The 16,588-nt window shown below is 64.4% G+C and carries 15 protein-coding genes; 13 read left to right on the forward strand and 2 right to left on the reverse strand.

All coding sequences use genetic code 11. From position 1 onward, the window contains the following. Positions 1 to 2: 2 nt before the first annotated feature. From accC to QTI66_RS15210, 8 genes are all read left to right on the forward strand, one after another. Entirely contained in the window at positions 3 to 1,457 is a 1,455-nt protein-coding gene (gene accC / locus QTI66_RS15175; RefSeq protein ID WP_286560615.1) for an acetyl-CoA carboxylase biotin carboxylase subunit, read from the forward strand. Then, a complete protein-coding gene (locus tag QTI66_RS15180) occupies positions 1,454 to 2,911 on the forward strand; it encodes a hydroxymethylglutaryl-CoA lyase-like TIM-barrel protein (protein ID WP_286560616.1) in 1,458 nt (485 codons plus the stop codon). Before accC ends, QTI66_RS15180 begins: the two co-directional genes overlap by 4 nt. A 3-nt stretch (positions 2,912 to 2,914) precedes the next feature. Then, positions 2,915 to 4,417, forward strand: coding sequence for a carboxylase (locus QTI66_RS15185; RefSeq protein WP_286560617.1), 1,503 nt, complete (start codon positions 2,915 to 2,917; stop codon positions 4,415 to 4,417). 11 nt (positions 4,418 to 4,428) lie between these two features. Continuing rightward, positions 4,429 to 4,887 (forward strand): Zn-ribbon domain-containing OB-fold protein, encoded by a 459-nt coding sequence (locus QTI66_RS15190; protein ID WP_286560618.1) that lies wholly within the window; start codon positions 4,429 to 4,431, stop codon positions 4,885 to 4,887. Next, entirely contained in the window at positions 4,884 to 6,431 is a 1,548-nt protein-coding gene (locus tag QTI66_RS15195) for an AMP-binding protein (RefSeq protein WP_286560619.1), read from the forward strand. The genes QTI66_RS15190 and QTI66_RS15195 overlap by 4 nt, the downstream gene beginning before the upstream one ends. An 11-nt stretch (positions 6,432 to 6,442) precedes the next feature. Beyond that, on the forward strand, positions 6,443 to 7,618 hold the full coding sequence (locus tag QTI66_RS15200) for a thiolase C-terminal domain-containing protein (protein WP_286560620.1): 1,176 nt from the start codon (positions 6,443 to 6,445) through the stop codon (positions 7,616 to 7,618). 76 nt (positions 7,619 to 7,694) lie between these two features. Continuing rightward, the gene (locus QTI66_RS15205) at positions 7,695 to 7,952 is read left to right on the forward strand and encodes a hypothetical protein (protein WP_286560621.1); all 258 of its coding nucleotides are present in this window, start codon (positions 7,695 to 7,697) and stop codon (positions 7,950 to 7,952) included. Between the two features lie 168 nt (positions 7,953 to 8,120). Then, positions 8,121 to 9,107, forward strand: coding sequence for a Bug family tripartite tricarboxylate transporter substrate binding protein (locus QTI66_RS15210; protein ID WP_286560622.1), 987 nt, complete (start codon positions 8,121 to 8,123; stop codon positions 9,105 to 9,107). A gap of 30 nt (positions 9,108 to 9,137) precedes the next feature. Here QTI66_RS15210 and QTI66_RS15215 read toward each other — a convergent pair whose 3' ends face one another. Both QTI66_RS15215 and QTI66_RS15220 read right to left on the reverse strand, forming a co-directional pair. Next, complete coding sequence (locus tag QTI66_RS15215) at positions 9,138 to 9,878, reverse strand: GntR family transcriptional regulator (RefSeq protein ID WP_286560623.1); 741 nt, start codon at positions 9,876 to 9,878, stop codon at positions 9,138 to 9,140. Positions 9,879 to 10,005: 127 nt separating this feature from the next. Further along, positions 10,006 to 10,401, reverse strand: coding sequence for an avidin/streptavidin family protein (locus QTI66_RS15220; protein ID WP_286560624.1), 396 nt, complete (start codon positions 10,399 to 10,401; stop codon positions 10,006 to 10,008). 286 nt (positions 10,402 to 10,687) lie between these two features. On the opposite strand from QTI66_RS15220, the gene QTI66_RS15225 reads away from it, so the two are divergent. The 5 genes from QTI66_RS15225 (at position 10,688) to QTI66_RS15240 (ending at position 16,355) form a co-directional block, all read left to right on the forward strand. Continuing rightward, entirely contained in the window at positions 10,688 to 11,947 is a 1,260-nt protein-coding gene (locus tag QTI66_RS15225) for a glutamate carboxypeptidase (protein WP_286560625.1), read from the forward strand. A gap of 350 nt (positions 11,948 to 12,297) precedes the next feature. After that, the gene (locus tag QTI66_RS15230; protein WP_286560626.1) at positions 12,298 to 13,530 is read left to right on the forward strand and encodes a tyrosine-type recombinase/integrase; all 1,233 of its coding nucleotides are present in this window, start codon (positions 12,298 to 12,300) and stop codon (positions 13,528 to 13,530) included. Positions 13,531 to 13,717: 187 nt separating this feature from the next. Beyond that, complete coding sequence (locus QTI66_RS39575; protein ID WP_353506199.1) at positions 13,718 to 13,885, forward strand: helix-turn-helix transcriptional regulator; 168 nt, start codon at positions 13,718 to 13,720, stop codon at positions 13,883 to 13,885. Next, on the forward strand, positions 13,831 to 14,196 hold the full coding sequence (locus QTI66_RS15235) for a hypothetical protein (RefSeq protein ID WP_286560627.1): 366 nt from the start codon (positions 13,831 to 13,833) through the stop codon (positions 14,194 to 14,196). Before QTI66_RS39575 ends, QTI66_RS15235 begins: the two co-directional genes overlap by 55 nt. Further along, positions 14,193 to 16,355, forward strand: a complete 2,163-nt coding sequence (locus QTI66_RS15240) for a phage/plasmid primase, P4 family (protein ID WP_286560628.1) — start codon at positions 14,193 to 14,195, stop codon at positions 16,353 to 16,355. The genes QTI66_RS15235 and QTI66_RS15240 overlap by 4 nt, the downstream gene beginning before the upstream one ends. Positions 16,356 to 16,588 lie beyond the last annotated feature (233 nt).

Genomic DNA, 16,588 nt, shown 5'->3' on the forward strand with positions numbered 1-16,588 from the left:
GCATGAACACGAATGCAGCAACCATCCCCGTCGCCAAGCGCGACATCCGCCGTGTTTTCGTCGCCAACCGCGGTGAGATCGCCGTGCGCGTGATCCGCGCCTGCCGCACCCTCGGCATCGAGGCGGTGGCGGGTGTTTCCGAGGCCGATGTCGACACCCTCGCCGCGAAACTGGCCGACGAGGTGGTGGTGCTCGGTCCGCCGCCCGCATCGGAAAGCTACCTGCGCGCCGACAAGATCGTCGAGGCGGCGCTGAGCACTGGATGCGACGCGGTGCATCCCGGCTACGGCTTCCTGTCGGAACGCTCTTCCTTCGTGCGCTCCTGCGTCGAAGCGGGCCTGGTGTTCGTCGGTCCTTCCGCCGATTCGATCGACGCCATGGGCGACAAGATCACCGCCGTGGGCCTCGCGCAAAAGGCCGGCGTGCCGCGCGTGCCGGGTACGGGCGCGCTGACCGACGTGGCGCATGCCAAGCGCTCCGGCGCCGAGATCGGCTACCCGGTGCTCATCAAGGCGACAGCCGGCGGCGGCGGGCGCGGCATGCGCATCGTGCGCGATGAAAGCGAACTCGAATCGCTGATGAGCTCGGCCGCCAACGAAGCCAAGTCCGCGTTCGGCGACGACACGCTCTACATGGAGAAGTTCATCGAGCACGCGCGCCACATCGAAATCCAGGTGATGGCCGATTCGCACGGCAACGTGGTCTACCTCGGCGAGCGCGAATGCTCCACGCAGCGCCGCCACCAGAAGCTGATCGAGGAAGCGCCCTCCCCGGCCGTCGACCCCGCCATGCGCCAGGCCATGGGCGAATGCGCCGTGAGCCTCACGCGCAACGCCAACTATTGCGGGGCCGGAACCATCGAATTCGTCGTCGACCAGCGCGACAACAGGTACTTCTTCCTGGAGATGAACACGCGCATCCAGGTCGAGCATCCGGTGACGGAAATGATCACCGGCTTCGATCTCGTGGCCGAGCAGATCCGCGTGGCGGGTGGCCTGCCGCTGTCGTTCACGCAGGCGGACGTCAACCTGCAGGGCCACGCGATCGAATGCCGCATCAACGCCGAGGACCCGGAGCGCAACTTCCTGCCGCGCCCGGGCCTGATCTCGGTGTGGGACGTGCCCTCGGGCGACGGCATCCGCGTCGACTCGCACTGCTATGCCGGCTACACCGTGCCGCCCTACTACGACTCGCTGCTTGGCAAGCTGATCGTGCATGCGGCCACGCGCGAGCAAGCCATTGCGCGCATGCGCCAGGCGCTGTCGGGCTTGAAGGTCGAAGGGCCGACGACGACAGCGTCCTTCCATGACTCGGTGCTTGCGCATGAGGATTTCATCCAGGGCAACGTGACCACGCGCTGGGTCGAAGAGACCTTCCTGCCCCAGCGCAAGGCGGCGCAGAAGGTTGCGGCACAGGCAGCCAAGCTCGCGCAGGCCTCTGCGGAGGCGCAACCATGACCGAACGCACGATTCGCTACACCGACGTCAGCCTGACCGACGGCCAAAGCGCGCGATGGGCCGGCGCAATGACGACGCCGATGGCACTGGCCGTCGCCACCCACCTGACCGCTGCCCAGCCCGCCGCCATCGAGGTGGCCTCCAGCGCCACCATGCAGCAATGCGTAGCGCGAGGCGAAAGCCCATGGCAACGCATCGAGTTGCTGCGCGAGCGCTGCCCCGGCGTCGCATTGCGCGCGTCGCTCTCGCTGCTGACAACGCACGGCAAGCGCGGCGCCGACGTGGTGTCGACAGAGATGGCCACGCTGTGGCTCCACGAACTCGCTCAACGCGGCGGCAACGAAGTCCTCGTGATCGACCCTCTGATGCAGATGGCGCGCATCGCGCCGGTGCTGAAGGCGGCGACCGCCCTCGGCCTGACCGCCATTGCGGCAATGCCCTTCACCAGCCCAGCGACCCGCAGCGACGAAGACTTCAGCGCCCAAGCCGCGGCGCTGGCAGCGGCAGGCGCCACCCGCGTGATGCTGCGCGACGAAGCCAGCCTGCTCACCCCGGCGCGACTCGCGACCCTGCTCCCCGCACTGCGCAACGCCTTGGGCGACACGCCGCTCGACCTGCACCTGCGCTGCCAGACGGCACTCGGCCCGATGATCGCCCTTGAAGCGGTGCGCATGGGTATCGACGGCCTCGATACGGCCTTCGCACCGCTGGCCAACGGCGCCTCCGCCCCGGCACTCGGCACGCTGCTCAAATCGCTGCGCCTGCTCAAGACCGGCTGCCCCGTCACCGAACAACGCCTGCACGCGGTACGCGAAGCCGACCAATTGCTCACCGGCATCGCCGACCGCCATGGCTTTGAATCGGGTCGCGCCTGGGTTTTCGACCTCGCGCCCTACGCGCATCAATTGCCAGGCGACATCGCCGCGCAGTGCATGCAAAAGCTCACCGCGCTGGGCCTCGCGCACAAGCTCCACGCCTTCGCCAACGAATGCGCACGCGTTCGCAGCGACGTCGGCGCACCACCGATGCTGGCACCTTTCGCACAGCCGATCGCCGAGCAGGCCTTGATGCATCTGCAGGGCATGCCGCGCTACGCTGAACTCCGCCCCGGCGTGCGGCGCGCGCTGCAACAGGTCTACGGCGCGGCGCCAGCGCGCGTCGACGCAAAGCTGGCACGGCGCGTCGGTGCCGTGCCGAAGATGGAATCGCCCTGGATCGAACTGCCGCGCACGGCCCATCCTGACGCAAGCGACGCTGCGCTGGTGACGGCGCTGGTCTCGGGCGTCGAGCCGGAGGCCCATCCTGCGCCGGCATCGGCCGACGCCCTTCGCTACGTCCCGACGACGCCCACGGACGCACTCATCGCCGGACTCACCGCGCGCGCGGCGCGCTATGCCCAACTCGAGGTCACAGGCCCCGGCGTGGCGGTTCAACTTCAAGGCACGGAGGGCTGAAGCATGCTCGAAAATCTCAAACAACTTGTCGCCGCAGAGACCGCACGCTCGGGCAAGCGCCGCACCATCCACCTGACCGACGACACGCTGCGCGACGGCCAGCAATGCCTGTGGGCCACGCGCATGCGCACCGAGCACATGCTGCCGATCGCCGAGCGCATGGACCGCGCCGGTTTCCTGTCGATCCAGGCGATTGCGCTGGTGCAGTTCGATGCGAGCGTGCTGTTCCTGAACCAGGACCCGTTCGAGCGCATCCGCCTGCTGCGCGAGCGCATGCCGCGCACGCCGCTGCGCGCCGCCATCCGCAGCAACCTGATGCGCGGTTTCTTCCCGGTGGCCGACGACGTCACCGAGTTGTTTGTCGAGCGGCAGATTGCCAACGGCGTGCGCGACATCGGCATCTTCGATGCGCTGATGTGCTCGGACAACCTCGCGCCCGCCATATCAGTGGCGAAGCGTCACGGCGCCAACATCAGCTACCTGCTCGGCTACAACATTGCCCCCGGCTATGACGACGGGCTCTATGCAAGCAAGGCGCGCGAGGCGGTCGAGCGTTTCGGCGCACAGACCGTGACGCTGGCTGACGCGGCCGGCATCCTGACGCTGGAGCGCGTCCGAACGCTGGTTCCGGCGATGAAAGCGGCCATCGGCGACCGGGCCAGGCTGGAGTTCAACACCCACTGCCTGACGGGCCTTGGTCCGCTGCTGGCCATCGAGGCGGCAGTGCACGGCGCAGACAGCATCCTCACCGCCGTCGATCCGATGGCCAACGGCAACTCGCTGCCCGCCGCCCAGATGATCGCGCGCAACCTGCGCGAGATCGGCCTCGACGTGAACGTCGATGACCGCCTGCTCGACGAGGTCGGCGACTACTTCAGCGCCCTCGCCGAGCGTGAAAACCAGCCCGTCGGCGTGCCGGCCGAATACGAGCCCAGCCACTACATCACTCAGTACGCGGGCGGCGCGATGAGCAACCTCGAATCGCAGCTCAAGCTCGCCGGCATGTCCGACAAGATGCCCGCCGTGCTGGAAGAAATCGGCCGCGTGCGCGTGGAGCTGGGCTCGCCGATCATGGTCACCCCCTACCCCGCCATCGTCGGCGCGCAGGCGGTGATGAACGTGCTCAACGGCGAGCGCTACAAGGTCGTGCCGGACGAGGTCAAGAAATACGTCTGCGGCTACTTCGGCGAGCTGCCGCTGCCGGTGGACGGCAACGTGAAAGACAAGGTCATCGCCAACGGCTCGAAGGACGTCTCCGTCAAGCCGCCGGTGATCGAGCCGGTGTTGCCGGGCCTGCGCCAGCGCTACAAGAACATCGGCGACGACGAACTGCTGTTGCGCTACATGTACGGCGACGAGAAGATCAACGCCCTGAAGCCGACCGCGGCGGACGACACGTACAGCCTGCATCACCCCGTGGTCGACCTCGTGTCCGGCCTGGCGCGATCAAGGCGCAAGTCGCAGGTGCACATGGCCGGCGCCGACTTCTCGCTGAGCGCGAACTGAAGGAGCAAACCGTGACAACGACCCTCCAACGCCCGCAGCCGATTCCCACCGCCGAGACCGCTCATTACTGGCAGTCGGCGCTCGAGGGGCGGCTCAAGGTGCAGTACTGCCCGGCTTGCAAACGCCACCAGTTCTATCCGCGACGCTTCTGCACGACCTGCCTGTCCAACGACATCGAATGGGTGCAGGCCAGCGGCAAGGGCCGCGTCTACACCTACACCGTCTGCCACGTCGCGGCGCATCCCGCGTTCGAGGCACGCGTGCCCTATGCCATCGGGATGATCGAGCTCGAAGAAGGCGTTCGCATGCTGGCGGGCATCGTCGGTTCGGACTTCGAGCACCTGGCCGTCGGCGCGCCTGTCGAGGTGTGCTTCGAGAACATCGCCGATGACATCGCATTGCCGATGTTCAGGCTCACGGGCGGCGATACGCCGGCCCCCCAGACACAACAGACTCCGGAGACAAAATGATCATCGATTCCTTCGACGCCGGCGCCACGGCGTTCCCCGAGCGCACCTTCGTCCAGGGCGGCGGCATGCAGATGAGCTACAGCCAGGCAGCCGACGCATCGCACGCCGTCGCTGCCTCGCTGGTTCGAGATGTGAAACCCGGCACGCACGTCGCCGTGCTCTCGCCCAACCACCCGATGGTGTTGCCGGCCATGCTCGGCGTGATGCGCAGCGGCGCGGTCTACGTGCCGCTCAATGCGCGCGACCCGATTGAAGACATCATCTGGTTCGCGAAGTTCTGCGAGATCGCGGTGCTGATCTGCCATTCGCAGTACGCGCCGCATCTTGAGCAGATGAAGGCGGAGATCCCTTCGCTCAAGCGCGTCATCGGCTTAACCGAAGCGCTGGAGGAAGGTGGCGCGTCCATCACGCAATGGCTCAAGGACTTTGCCGGCCAGCGCGTGAACGTGCGCCGCGGTCCCGAGGACATCGCCCTCATCAAGTCCTCCGGCGGCACCACGGGCCGCCCGAAGGCGATCATGCAAAGCCACCGCTCGCTCGAGACAGCCTACCGCATCACCAACCAGTTCACACCGCCGAAGAAAGACCCGGTGCACCTGGTCGTCGCGCCCCTGACGCACGCCGCGGGCGCCACCATGGTCGCGCTGGCACGCTTCGGCACGCGCAACGTGATCGCGGCCTCGGCCGATCCGGGCGTGATCCTGGAGGCGATCGAGCGCGAGCGCGTGACGCACATCTTCCTGCCGCCGACGATGATCTATCGCCTGCTGGCGCACCCCGACGTGGCCACGCGCGATTGCTCCTCGCTCGAATACGTGCTGTATGGCGCCGCGCCGATGTCGGTCGACAAGCTGCTGGAAGGCATCGCGCGCTGGGGCCAGGTGTTCATGCAAAGCTATGGCCAGTCGGAAGTGCCGGGCGTCATCACCTGCCTGTCGCGCAAGGACCATTTCGTGCACAACGACCCTGAGCTCGACAAGCACCTGGCGTCGGCCGGCCGCCCATCCGGTGCCTGCGAAGTGGCGCTCATGGACGACGACGGCAACATCGTGCCGACCGGCGAGCGCGGCGAGATCGTGGCGCGCGGCGACCTCGTGTCCCCGGGCTACTACAACAACCCCGAAGCCACCGAGGCCGCCCGCGCTTTCGGCTGGCACCACACCGGCGACATCGGCGTGTTCGACGACAACGGCTACCTTTACGTGGTCGACCGCAAGAAGGACATGGTGATTTCCGGCGGCTTCAACATCTATCCGAGCGAGATCGAGCAGGTGATCTGGGGACACCCCGCCGTGCAGGACTGCGCCGTGGTCGGCGTGCCCGATGCGGACTGGGGCGAGCGCCTCACCGCCGTGATCGAGCTCAAGCCGGGCAGCGCCGCAACAGCCGAGGAGATCACCGAGATGTGCAAGAAGCGCTTCGGCAGCCTCAAGACGCCCAAGCAGGTCGAGTTCTGGGAGACGCTGCCGCGCAGCCCTGTCGGCAAGGTGCTGAAGAAGGACGTGCGCGCCCGGCTCACGGCCGCCACCAACGCGACGGCTTGAAGGACGACCGCATGGACCCCAAAGCACTGAGTGGCCGCTACGCCATCGCCGGGATCGGCGAGGCGGGCATGGGCAAGGCCCAGCCAGGCGACACCGCCTTGTCGCTGCAATGCGATGCCGCGCGCCAGGCCATCCTGGACGCGGGCCTCAAGCCGGCTGACATCGACGGCGTGTTCGCGCACTGGGATGACCGTGCGGCCGGGCTGCTGGTGACGGAGTACATGGGCCTCACGCCGAGCTACGTCGACAGCACCGTGGTCGGCGGACAGTCGAACCTCACGCACGTCGCCCATGCCATGGCCGCGATGGAAGCCGGCTTGTGCAAGGTCGCACTCATCACCTACGGCAGCACGCAGCGACTGGACCGCAGCCGCTCACGCGGCGGCGCGGCGCAAGATGCCCGCATGCCCAGCGGGCAGTTCGTGCTGCCCTACGGCATGCTGAGCCCGATCGGCTTCTACGCCATGCAGGCACGCTTGCACATGCACCGCCACGGCACCCGCGCTGAAGATCTGGGCGAAGTCGCGCTGGCGGCACGGCATTGGGCGCGACTCAACCCCAACGCCGTCGCGCAAGGGCCGCTCACGATGGACGACTATCTCGCCTCGCCGATGGTCGCCGCCCCTCTGCGCAAGCTCGACATCTGCCAGGTAACCGACAGCGCCGGCGCCATCGTGCTGGTGCGCGCCGACCATGCGCGCGACCTGCCCCGCAAGCCAGTGCTCGTGCAAGGCTTTGCCGAGCAATACATCCAGCACGCCACGCCTTTCGGCACGGAGGACTGGATCGACAACGGCGTGCTCGCCAGGATGGGCCGCCTCGCGCTGCAACGCGCCGGCATGACCCGGGACGACATCGACCTCGTGCAGATCTACGACGCCTTCACCATCGGCGTGCTGGTCGGCCTGGAGGAGCTTGGCTTTTGCGAGCGCGGCGAGAGCGGCGCCTTCGTGCAGGGTGGTCGCATCGCGCCGGGCGGTGCGTTTCCGATGAACACCTCGGGCGGCGGCCTGTCCTTCAACCATGGCGGCATGTTCGGCATGCCATTGATGATCGAGTCGGTACGCCAGTTGCGCGGCGATTGCGGCGACCGCCAGGTCAAAGGCGTTCGCAGCTGCCTCATGCAAGCCGGCGGACTCGTGATGTCGGCGTACATGGTGATGGTGCTGGGCACCGAATCACCATGATGGACGCAAGCATGCAAACGGTCGCGAGCGCTTCATTGCTGCATGATGGCGCGACCCCAGTGACGAGAGGATTGCAATGAAGATGCTCCTGCTTGCGGCGCTCGCCGCCGCCATCGTGTCGAGTGGATGCACGACCTCCAATGCGGACGTCGTGCTCCTGAAGACCCTCACCGGACCGGCGCGCTGCACCGCGCCCGTCAACGGCGCCTGCGCCGGTTGCGAGACGGCCTGCCCGGCGCTCAAGCAGGCGCTGTGCGTTGGCGGAAGCACCACGGCGGCGACCGATGGCACGGCGGCGGCCTGCGCTGCGCCGGCCAGTTGTTCCTGCCTGTAGCGCAGCGGTCTTTTCCCGCATGTGACGGCTTGCGACCGGACTCGCCGTCACGCCATGATCGACATTATTATTGTTGACAATCGTAATATAAACTTCTCCAATCCATTGCACCCCGACGGCGAGGCCCATGGCTTGCGCCCAACCCAACTCAATGAGCAGGAGCCAGACATGATTCATCCCCTCACCCGCCGCAGCCTCGCCACCGCACTGGGCGCCGCGTTCGCCCTTCTTTCCACGACGACAGCGTGGGCACAAACGCCGTCCGACAAGGCCGTCCGCATCATCGCCGCGGGGCCGCCCGGCGGCACGCTCGACGTGGTCTCGCGCCTGCTGGCAGAAGGGTTGCAAAAGGAGCTGCACCAGACGGTGGTCGTCGAAGCCAAGCCCGGCGCGGGAGGGGCGCTCGCCGTCAACGACCTGATGCAGGCGCCACACGACGGCAGCACGATGATCGTCTCGCTCGACGCGCTGGTCAGCGAGATCCCGCACATCGTCAAGCTGCGCTTCGACATGGCGAAGGAGGTCAAGCCCATCGCCGAACTGGCGCGCGGGGGCCTCGTCATGGTGGGCAACCCCTCCGTGCCGGCGAAGACACTGGCCGAGCTGGTCGCCTATGTCAAAGCCAACCCCGGCAAGGTGAGCTACGCCAGCTACAGCGCCGGCACCGTGTCGCACGTGATGGGCCTGCAGCTGAACAAGGCGGCCGGCATCGACATGACGCACGTCGCCTACAAGGGCACGCCCCCGGCGCTGGTGGACGTGGTGGGTGGGCATGTGCCGCTGATGTTTGCCGGCATTCCGAACGCGATTCCGCTCATCAAGGCGGGCAAGGTCGTGCCCTACGCGGTGAGCCTGCCGCAACGCTCGCCGAACCTGCCGCAGGTGCCGACCTTCACCGAACTGGGCTACCCGCAGATGGAAGCGCTGGCGTGGGTGGGCTTGTGGGTGACGCCCGACGTGCCGGCTGCTTCACAAACCCGCCTGCGTGAAGCCGCCCTCAAGGTCATGGCGCAACCCGCCATCCGCGAGCGCCTGATGGAATTCGGCCTGGCACCCGGTCAGCCGCGCACGCCCGAAGACATGACACAGGCGCTGCGCGCCGACTTCGAACGCATCGGCGCAGTGTTGAAGTCCATCGACTTCAAGCCGGAGTGATCCGCGTCCGCCGCTCTCGCGTGCAGGACCTCAGGCGGCGCCGCTCGCTTCGCGGGCCTCGAGTTGCGCGATGGCCTCGCGCCTGGAATCCTCGATGAGTTTTTCAGCGGCCTCGGCAGCAAGCTCCACGCTGCCCGCCTTCAAGGCCTTTTGCATCACGCGCCAGTTGCGCGCCGACTCCTTGCGCCGCGCCGGCGTGGCCAGGCCAAGCTGGGTGTAGCGCAAGGTCTGCCGCGCGAGCGAGGCGAGGATCTCGGCCAGCCGCTCGTTGCTGCACGTTTCGCGCAGGGTGCGGGCCAGGCGATAGGTGGTGTCGAAGTACGCCGCCGCGCCGTCGGGCTCCTGCGCCAGCGCATCGAGCGCGCGCACGTCGGCATCGATGGTCGCGGCAATCTGGGCGGCCTCCTGGGGACTGAGCCGGCGGACCATGGCGCCGAACAGGTTGCGGCGGATTTCGAAGATGTCGGCGACTTCCTTGATGGACAGCTGCGTGACGTGCGCGCCGCGGTTGGGCAGGATTCGCACCACCGAGTCGCTCTCCAGGATGCGCAGCGCCTCGCGCACCGGTCCGCGGCTGACCGCGAACTCTTCGGCCAGGCCTTCTTCTCGGATGCGGTCGCCGGGCGCATATTCGCCGCTGGCGATGGCGTTGAAGATGCGCTCGGCAATCTGCTCGGGCAGCGTCATCAACTGGCGGGCGGCGCTCTTGCGCGCCGGTGGCGGCTCCGCCTGCGCGCGGCTGGTGGCGGTTTTCCTGGGTAGTGTGCTCATGTGTGATCCCGGCAATGCATGCATTCAAGCCGCAACTATTGTCAACAAGCCGAATGTATGCATCGATTAAACCACAAGCACGCGCGGACGGCCTGCCGCTGCAGGCCACCCGCCCATCGACAGACCTTCAAGGCGTCCAGTAAAGGACGGTGGCATTGGTGAGGAAGGTCTCCCACATCGCGTGCGGCTTGCCGGGATCGTCATCGTCGAACAGGCGGGCCAGGTGCCATTGCGCTTCGATGCGCTCCCTGGCCGAGTCGCCGAACCCGTCCGCGTCGCCGGCGCCGAGGTAGCGGCCGGTAAAGGTGGCGAGCGAGCCATGCTGCTCGGTGCTGTTCTGCCAGAGCACGGTAAAGCCGATGAGCCGGCCGTCCGTCATGCCGTGCGCATCGAACCATGCGTTGGGGTTGGGTTTGCCGACCTTGGTCTGGTAACGCGCCGAGACGTGACCGCCCGGTGCGACTGCAAGAATCTCGAGCCCGCCTCCGTTGCGGCCGAGCCACCGTCCAGTTCGAATGCTCATGTTGTCTCCTCGACGTTGCGCGGCAGGCATGCGACGCGTCCGCCCAACGACCAAACATTCCCTGCATCGCACGGGAACCCCATCGGAATGACGAGTCCTGATATCAGGTGCGCACGGTACACCCGATGCGCGCCACTTGGCTACGGCGACCTCCGGGCCGAGGCGGACGCCGCCGAGTTCGCAGGACGCGTCTCTCTTCGAACATGGATGGCCTCAGGGTTGTCCCGAAGCCGCGGCCGCGAAACTAGACTTCGGGGCCAATCAAAACATTCAAGGAGCATTTCGCATGACGCGCAGCATTACCCCGTTGCTTTCTTCCCTCGCCATTGCCGCCGCGCTGGCCTTTGCCACCACTGCGGCACACGCTGCGCCCGACGCAAGGTTGCTCGCGGCCGCCGAGAAGGCGCAGCCCGCGTTGATCGACAGCCTCAAGGAAATGGTGCTCGTCGAATCCGGCAGCCTCAACTCCGAAGGCCTGCTGAAAATGGCCGACATCACCGACGGTCGATTGAAGGCCCTCGGCTTCAAGACGCAGCGCGTCAAGACCACGAGCGGCGCGCCGGCCGAGATCGTGGTCGGCACGCTGAAGGGCACCGGCAAGCGCAAGCTGATGTTGCAGGCGCACATGGACACGGTGTACCCCGCCGGCATCCTCAACACGCAGGGATACAGGGTCGACGGCAACCGCATCTACGGCCCCGGCATCGCGGACGACAAGGGCGGCATCGCGGTGATGCTCGCCTCGCTGAAGATCCTCATCGACTCGGGCTGGAAAGACTTCGACACCATCACCGTGCTGTTCAACACCGACGAGGAAGTGGGCTCCGGCGCCTCTGGCGAACTCATCGCGACGACGGCAGAGAAGCATGACTTCGTGATGTCCTTTGAGCCCACCTACGCCAAGTCGGTGACCAAGGGCGAGCCGCTGCTGCTCGGCGCAGCGGGCACCGCGCAAGCCACGATGGATGTGAAGGGCAAGGCCTCGCACGCGGGTGCCGCGCCGGAACAGGGCCGCAACGCACTTTACGAGTTGTCTTACCAACTGCTGCAGACCAGGGACTTGTCCAAGGACATTCCCGGTGTGGCGTTGAACTGGACCGTGGCGACGGCCACCGGCCCGATCAACCAGATCACCGAAAAGGCACAGGCGCTTGGCGACGTCCGCATCACACAGCCGGGGGCCGAGAAGAAGCTCGATGCCGCCTTGCAGGCCAAGGTCGCCAGCGGCAAGCTGATCCCCGACAGCGAGACCACCGTCACACTCGACGTCAAGCGCCCGGCGTTCCTGGCCGGTGACAAGGGCTTGGCTGTCGCGAAGAAGGCGCAAGAGATCTACAAGGAAATCGACCGCGAACTCGCGCTCGTGCCCATGACAGGCGGCGGCACCGATGCCGGCTTCGCAGGCCGTTCCGGCAAGCCTGGCGTGGTCGAGAGCTTTGGCCTCTCCGGCTTCGGCTACCACGCGAAGGACGAATTCATCGAGGTCGATTCGATCGTGCCACGCATCTATCTGGTGACACGCCTGATGACTGAGCTGGCGAAGTAGGCGCTGGTCAGGAAAATGGCTCCGGATGCCGGCGCCAGCGTCTGCGCATTCGTCGGGCCCATGACCTGACGCTTCAGGTGGAATGCACCGTACCCGAAAGCGGCGCCAAGGTTCAAACTAATATCGCTGGTCAACGACATTGAGAACCGCATGAAGATCGCCACCTGGAACGTCAACAGACCTCTTAGCTAGACCTATCAAGACCAGTCTAGACCTCGATTCATGACGATATTATCGTTATAGATCAAAGACTTGCGACAATTCGAAGTCCCATCTGATCTGAAGTTGACTTACTAAAGCTTACACTTTTTCGGGTACGATCTCGGGTATCGACCACTACGTACCCGAAGATGAAATCTGCTCTACCTGCGACCAAGCAAGCCGCTCGCTTGCTCACTGAAACGCAGATCAAGAACGCGAAGGCGCAAGGCAAGGCGATCAAGCTGCCCGACTCTGGCGGCCTGTTCTTGCTGGTTCAGCCCGGGGGAGCGAAGCTCTGGCGATACCGGTTTTGGCTTCACGAAAAGGAAGGTTTGCTGGCGCTGGGGCGCTACCCCGACATCAGCCTCAAGCGCGCCCGCGAGTTGCACCAAGAGGCACGAACCTTGGTAGCCGATGGCATCAATCCCGTCCATCACCGACAGCATGCGAAGGCGCAGCAGAAACAGGCCCAAGAGCGCGCCCTAGTTGGCACATTTGGCGCAGTGACTGCCGCTTGGCGCCTGAAGACGGAAGCCAAGCTGCGACCAGCAACGGTGCGGCAGCGCGAACGCGAACTGAACAACGACCTCCTGCCGAAGCTGAAAGGGCGTCCCATCGAAAGCATCTCGCGGCTTGAGCTGTCGAGCCTCCTAACTACTGTCGAGAAGCGCGCACCAGAAACCGCGCGCAACTTGCGCACTCACCTGGACGCGATTTTTGAGCACGCAATCGACACGGGCTTGGTATCCGCGAATCCCACCCCGCCCCGCCGATTGCTCCAAGCGCGCAACCAGGTGCATCACTTGTCGCTGCCCGCCGAAAGGATGGGTAATTTCCTTCGCGCCTTGGATGACAGTCGCGTTCAACCAGCGACAAGAACGGCCATGTTGTTAGTGCTTCTGACTGCGAGCAGAAAAGATGAAGTCATTTCTGCACGGTGGGACGAGATCGATTTGAACGCAAAGGCATGGACCATCCCGGCGTCCCGAATGAAGGCGAAGCGCGAGCATTGGGTACCTCTGTCTCGCCAGGCTGTCGCGCTGCTACGCAACTTGCGTAAGCAAGTCCCCGCAGAGCGCGAACACCTCTTTCCGAACCGAGTTGACCCGCGACGGCCGATGGCCAATCGTTCGCTTAACGCGGTGCTGGATCGACTTGGTTATGGCGGCGAGAGCACTCCACACGGAATGAGAGCCGCATTCAGTACGCACTTCAACAAGGAGGGAGCCAATGCGGATGTGATCGAGCATTGCCTTGCGCACGTTCCTGCGAATCGAGTTCGCGCCGCCTACAACCGCCACGCCTATCAGGACGAACGCCGCAAGATGCTCCAAGCTTGGGCCAACCATTTAGATGCAGAGCGCGCAAAAAATAATAGCTGAACCTTTACCAGCGTAAAACTTAAAGCCGGCCAAGTGGTCGGCTTTTTTTATTGCGTTTAAACGAGCCAAGATTTTCTAAACACCCTTACACCGCTTACGGCCAAAATAAGTCCTGTCAAGACCACTTAAGGACTGAAAGATGGAAACAAGAGAACTGAAATTCATCCGACTACCAGCCGTTAGCGCAATGACTGGGTATAGCAAGCCAACGATTTACGCGCACATTGCCAATGGGAAATTTCCCCGCCCCATTCCACTGGTCGGTCGCGCGGTGGCATGGGAAGTGAGTGAAGTGCAGGAATGGATGCGATCGCGCATGGCAACGAGAGATGCCGAGCAAATGACGACGCAATAAGAGCGCACGCACGAATGAACTCTTCTAAAGATCATCAAAGACTACCTGCCGAATATTACTGGCATCAATATCGCATGATTGAAGCGGAACCCTGCAACGACCCCGACCTAGCGATATTGCGGCATTTCCGTGCGGTGAAGGCCCTAGCAAAACACGGATTTGCCAGCGGCTTTAGCCAAATGGGAATTTATGAAACCATCTTGACATTCGGAACCCCCAGTGGCGCGAAGCTCGGGCGAGAGGAATCAAGGCAAATCACTCAAAAGGCAGTTCGCGAAGCCTACGAGGAATGGAGGGCGGTAGCTGAATGAAATCATTTCACGACGAATTCAGCCCATACGCACAGGCTGTTGCCAAGGCATTGCTCGGACAGCCAAACGCAAGCCTCAGCAAGTCCACCGAACTGCGTTTTGGAAATCGCGGCAGCATGGCGGTGGACTTGGGCAAGGGCACATGGTTCGACAACGAACGCGGCGCAGGGGGCGGTGTCCTTGACCTGATCGTGTATCGCGGCGAAGCCGGCACGAAGGCGGAAGCGGTGCGTTGGATGGAGCGTGAAGGCATCAAGCTGCCCGACGCCGCAAAGCAGCAAGAGCGATTGGTGAAGACATATCCATACCTCGACGAATACGGGCAAGTTCTGTTTGAGGTTTGCCGATTCGAGCCAAAGGCGTTTAAACAGCGTCGCCCCAACGCTGGCGCGCGCGGTGGCTGGACCTGGAGTGTAAAAGACGTGCGCCAAGTGCCATATCGCCTTCCGCATCTACTCGCTACTCCGGACGCCGTAGTGTTCGTTGTAGAAGGCGAGAAAGATGCCGACGCGCTGGCCACACTCGGCCTTGTGGCGACGTGCAACGCTGGCGGCGCAGGCAAGTGGCCCGACACCATCACCAAGTGCTTGATGGGTCGAAGAGTTTGCATCCTGCCCGACAACGATGAGCCGGGACATGCTCATGCGGCGAAAGTGGCGACGAAGCTGCGCGGCGTTGCTGCAGATGTGCGCGTGCTGGAGCTACCCGGCTTGCCGCTGAAGGGAGACGTATGCGACTGGCTGGCCAGCGGTGGCAATGCAGAAAAATTGCTTCAGCTTACGAAGTCGGCGCCTCTACCGCAGATTGCCGCAGAGGGGGAGCTGATCGCGCCCGAAAGGATCGCGCCTCCGGAAAACAGCGACGACGCGCTGGCCCTCGAATTCGTGCAGCGCGCTGCTGACGTGCGGTGGAGCCACGGCCTGGGCTGGATGATCGACAACGGGGTCACATGGACCCGCGACGACAACATGCAACGCTATGACCTGGCGCGACGAGTTTGCCGCGTCGCTGCGTCACGCACCGACGACAAAGGCGAGGCAAAGCGCCTTGCATCGGCTAGGACGGTGAACGCAACGCTGTCACTCGCGCAGACAGACCCGGCAATAGTCGTCCCGCCAGCGGTGTGGGACTCGGACAAAATGGCGCTGAACACGCCAGCCGGCATCGTGGATTTGAAGACCGGCGCTTTGCGAACCAGGGGTGTCGAATTCGTGACCCAAGCGGCCAGGGTCGCCCCCGACTTCAACGGCCCGTGTCCGACCTGGCATCGCTTCATGCGACAGGTTTTCGTCGATGACGTTGAGCTGATCGAGTTCATGCAGCGAAGCATGGGCTATTGGCTGAGCGGCGACCGGCGCGAGCAAGTGATTCACTTCCTCTATGGCCTAGGCGCCAATGGCAAGAGCGTGCTGACTGAGTTCGTGCAATGGCTCGGCGGTTCGTACACCCTGAAGCTACCAGCGAGCGCGCTTATGCAATCCAAGGGCGAACGGCATCCGACGGAACTGGCCCAGCTGCGCGGCAAGCGCCTGGCGGTGTCATCGGAGCTTGACGAAAACAGTTTCTTCAATGAGAGCTTGATTAAGGAACTAACCGGCGACAACACGCTGACTGCCCGCTTCATGCGCGCGGACTTCTTTGAGTTCGAGATGCAGCAAAAGCATGTCATCGTCGGCAACTTCAAACCCCGACTTCGCGGCGGCGATCCGGCCATCGCGCGGCGCATGTTGTTGGTCCCGTTCAATGCCCGCTTCCATGGCTTGGATCGCGATCCGCATATGCTGGACAAGCTGAAGGCAGAAGCGCCGGCAATCCTTGCCTGGATCATCGAAGGCGCCGTGAAGTGGCATCGCGGCGGCTTGGCCATCCCTAACAGCGTTCGCGATGCTTCTGCCGACTACATGGCCGACCACGACGACATGCAGCTTTGGGTTGACGCGTGCTGCGAGATGCAAGGCGAATGCAAGGCAAGCCACCTCTACACCAGCTTTGGCAATTGGAAGAAGGCGCGTGGGGAGCACGCTCCGAGCCAGACCGTTTGGGGTTCGCGACTCACGACACTCGCCGGAGTGTCGAAGCGCCGTTCGGGCGGCATTCGCTACTCGGGCATACAGCTCACGCATGACGAGATGCGGAGGGTCAATCCTTGGACTGCCTAAGCAGTTTGGAAGGGTTGGAACAGTTCCACCATTTGCGACGTACACGCGCACGCACTCAATACGTCCCAAATGTGCAAACCGTTCCAAGTGTTCCACGTAGTGCCGCGACCGCACCGGCCCCCAACGGGGCGCCCGTTTTGGCCTTGGGTCCTTCCTCGACGGGAGGGCCGTGCGGGGGCACAGGCTCCACGCCATCGGACTTCTGCATGAATCTTGAAATCGACTTCCAAAGT

This window comes from Variovorax brevis (genome assembly GCF_030317105.1).
Taxonomy (GTDB): domain Bacteria; phylum Pseudomonadota; class Gammaproteobacteria; order Burkholderiales; family Burkholderiaceae_C; genus Variovorax; species Variovorax brevis.

What these genes read in the sequence shown, in the direction of transcription:
- accC (WP_286560615.1), top strand. Translation starts at nt 3, where the DNA reads ATGAACACGAATGCAGCAACCATCCCCGTCGCCAAGCGCGACATCCGC.
- QTI66_RS15180 (WP_286560616.1), top strand. Translation starts at nt 1,454, where the DNA reads ATGACCGAACGCACGATTCGCTACACCGACGTCAGCCTGACCGACGGC.
- QTI66_RS15185 (WP_286560617.1), top strand. Translation starts at nt 2,915, where the DNA reads ATGCTCGAAAATCTCAAACAACTTGTCGCCGCAGAGACCGCACGCTCG.
- QTI66_RS15195 (WP_286560619.1), top strand. Translation starts at nt 4,884, where the DNA reads ATGATCATCGATTCCTTCGACGCCGGCGCCACGGCGTTCCCCGAGCGC.
- QTI66_RS15200 (WP_286560620.1), top strand. Translation starts at nt 6,443, where the DNA reads ATGGACCCCAAAGCACTGAGTGGCCGCTACGCCATCGCCGGGATCGGC.
- QTI66_RS15205 (WP_286560621.1), top strand. Translation starts at nt 7,695, where the DNA reads ATGAAGATGCTCCTGCTTGCGGCGCTCGCCGCCGCCATCGTGTCGAGT.
- QTI66_RS15210 (WP_286560622.1), top strand. Translation starts at nt 8,121, where the DNA reads ATGATTCATCCCCTCACCCGCCGCAGCCTCGCCACCGCACTGGGCGCC.
- QTI66_RS15215 (WP_286560623.1), bottom strand. Translation starts at nt 9,878, where the DNA reads ATGAGCACACTACCCAGGAAAACCGCCACCAGCCGCGCGCAGGCGGAG.
- QTI66_RS15220 (WP_286560624.1), bottom strand. Translation starts at nt 10,401, where the DNA reads ATGAGCATTCGAACTGGACGGTGGCTCGGCCGCAACGGAGGCGGGCTC.
- QTI66_RS15225 (WP_286560625.1), top strand. Translation starts at nt 10,688, where the DNA reads ATGACGCGCAGCATTACCCCGTTGCTTTCTTCCCTCGCCATTGCCGCC.
- QTI66_RS15230 (WP_286560626.1), top strand. Translation starts at nt 12,298, where the DNA reads ATGAAATCTGCTCTACCTGCGACCAAGCAAGCCGCTCGCTTGCTCACT.
- QTI66_RS39575 (WP_353506199.1), top strand. Translation starts at nt 13,718, where the DNA reads ATGACTGGGTATAGCAAGCCAACGATTTACGCGCACATTGCCAATGGG.
- QTI66_RS15235 (WP_286560627.1), top strand. Translation starts at nt 13,831, where the DNA reads ATGGATGCGATCGCGCATGGCAACGAGAGATGCCGAGCAAATGACGAC.
- QTI66_RS15240 (WP_286560628.1), top strand. Translation starts at nt 14,193, where the DNA reads ATGAAATCATTTCACGACGAATTCAGCCCATACGCACAGGCTGTTGCC.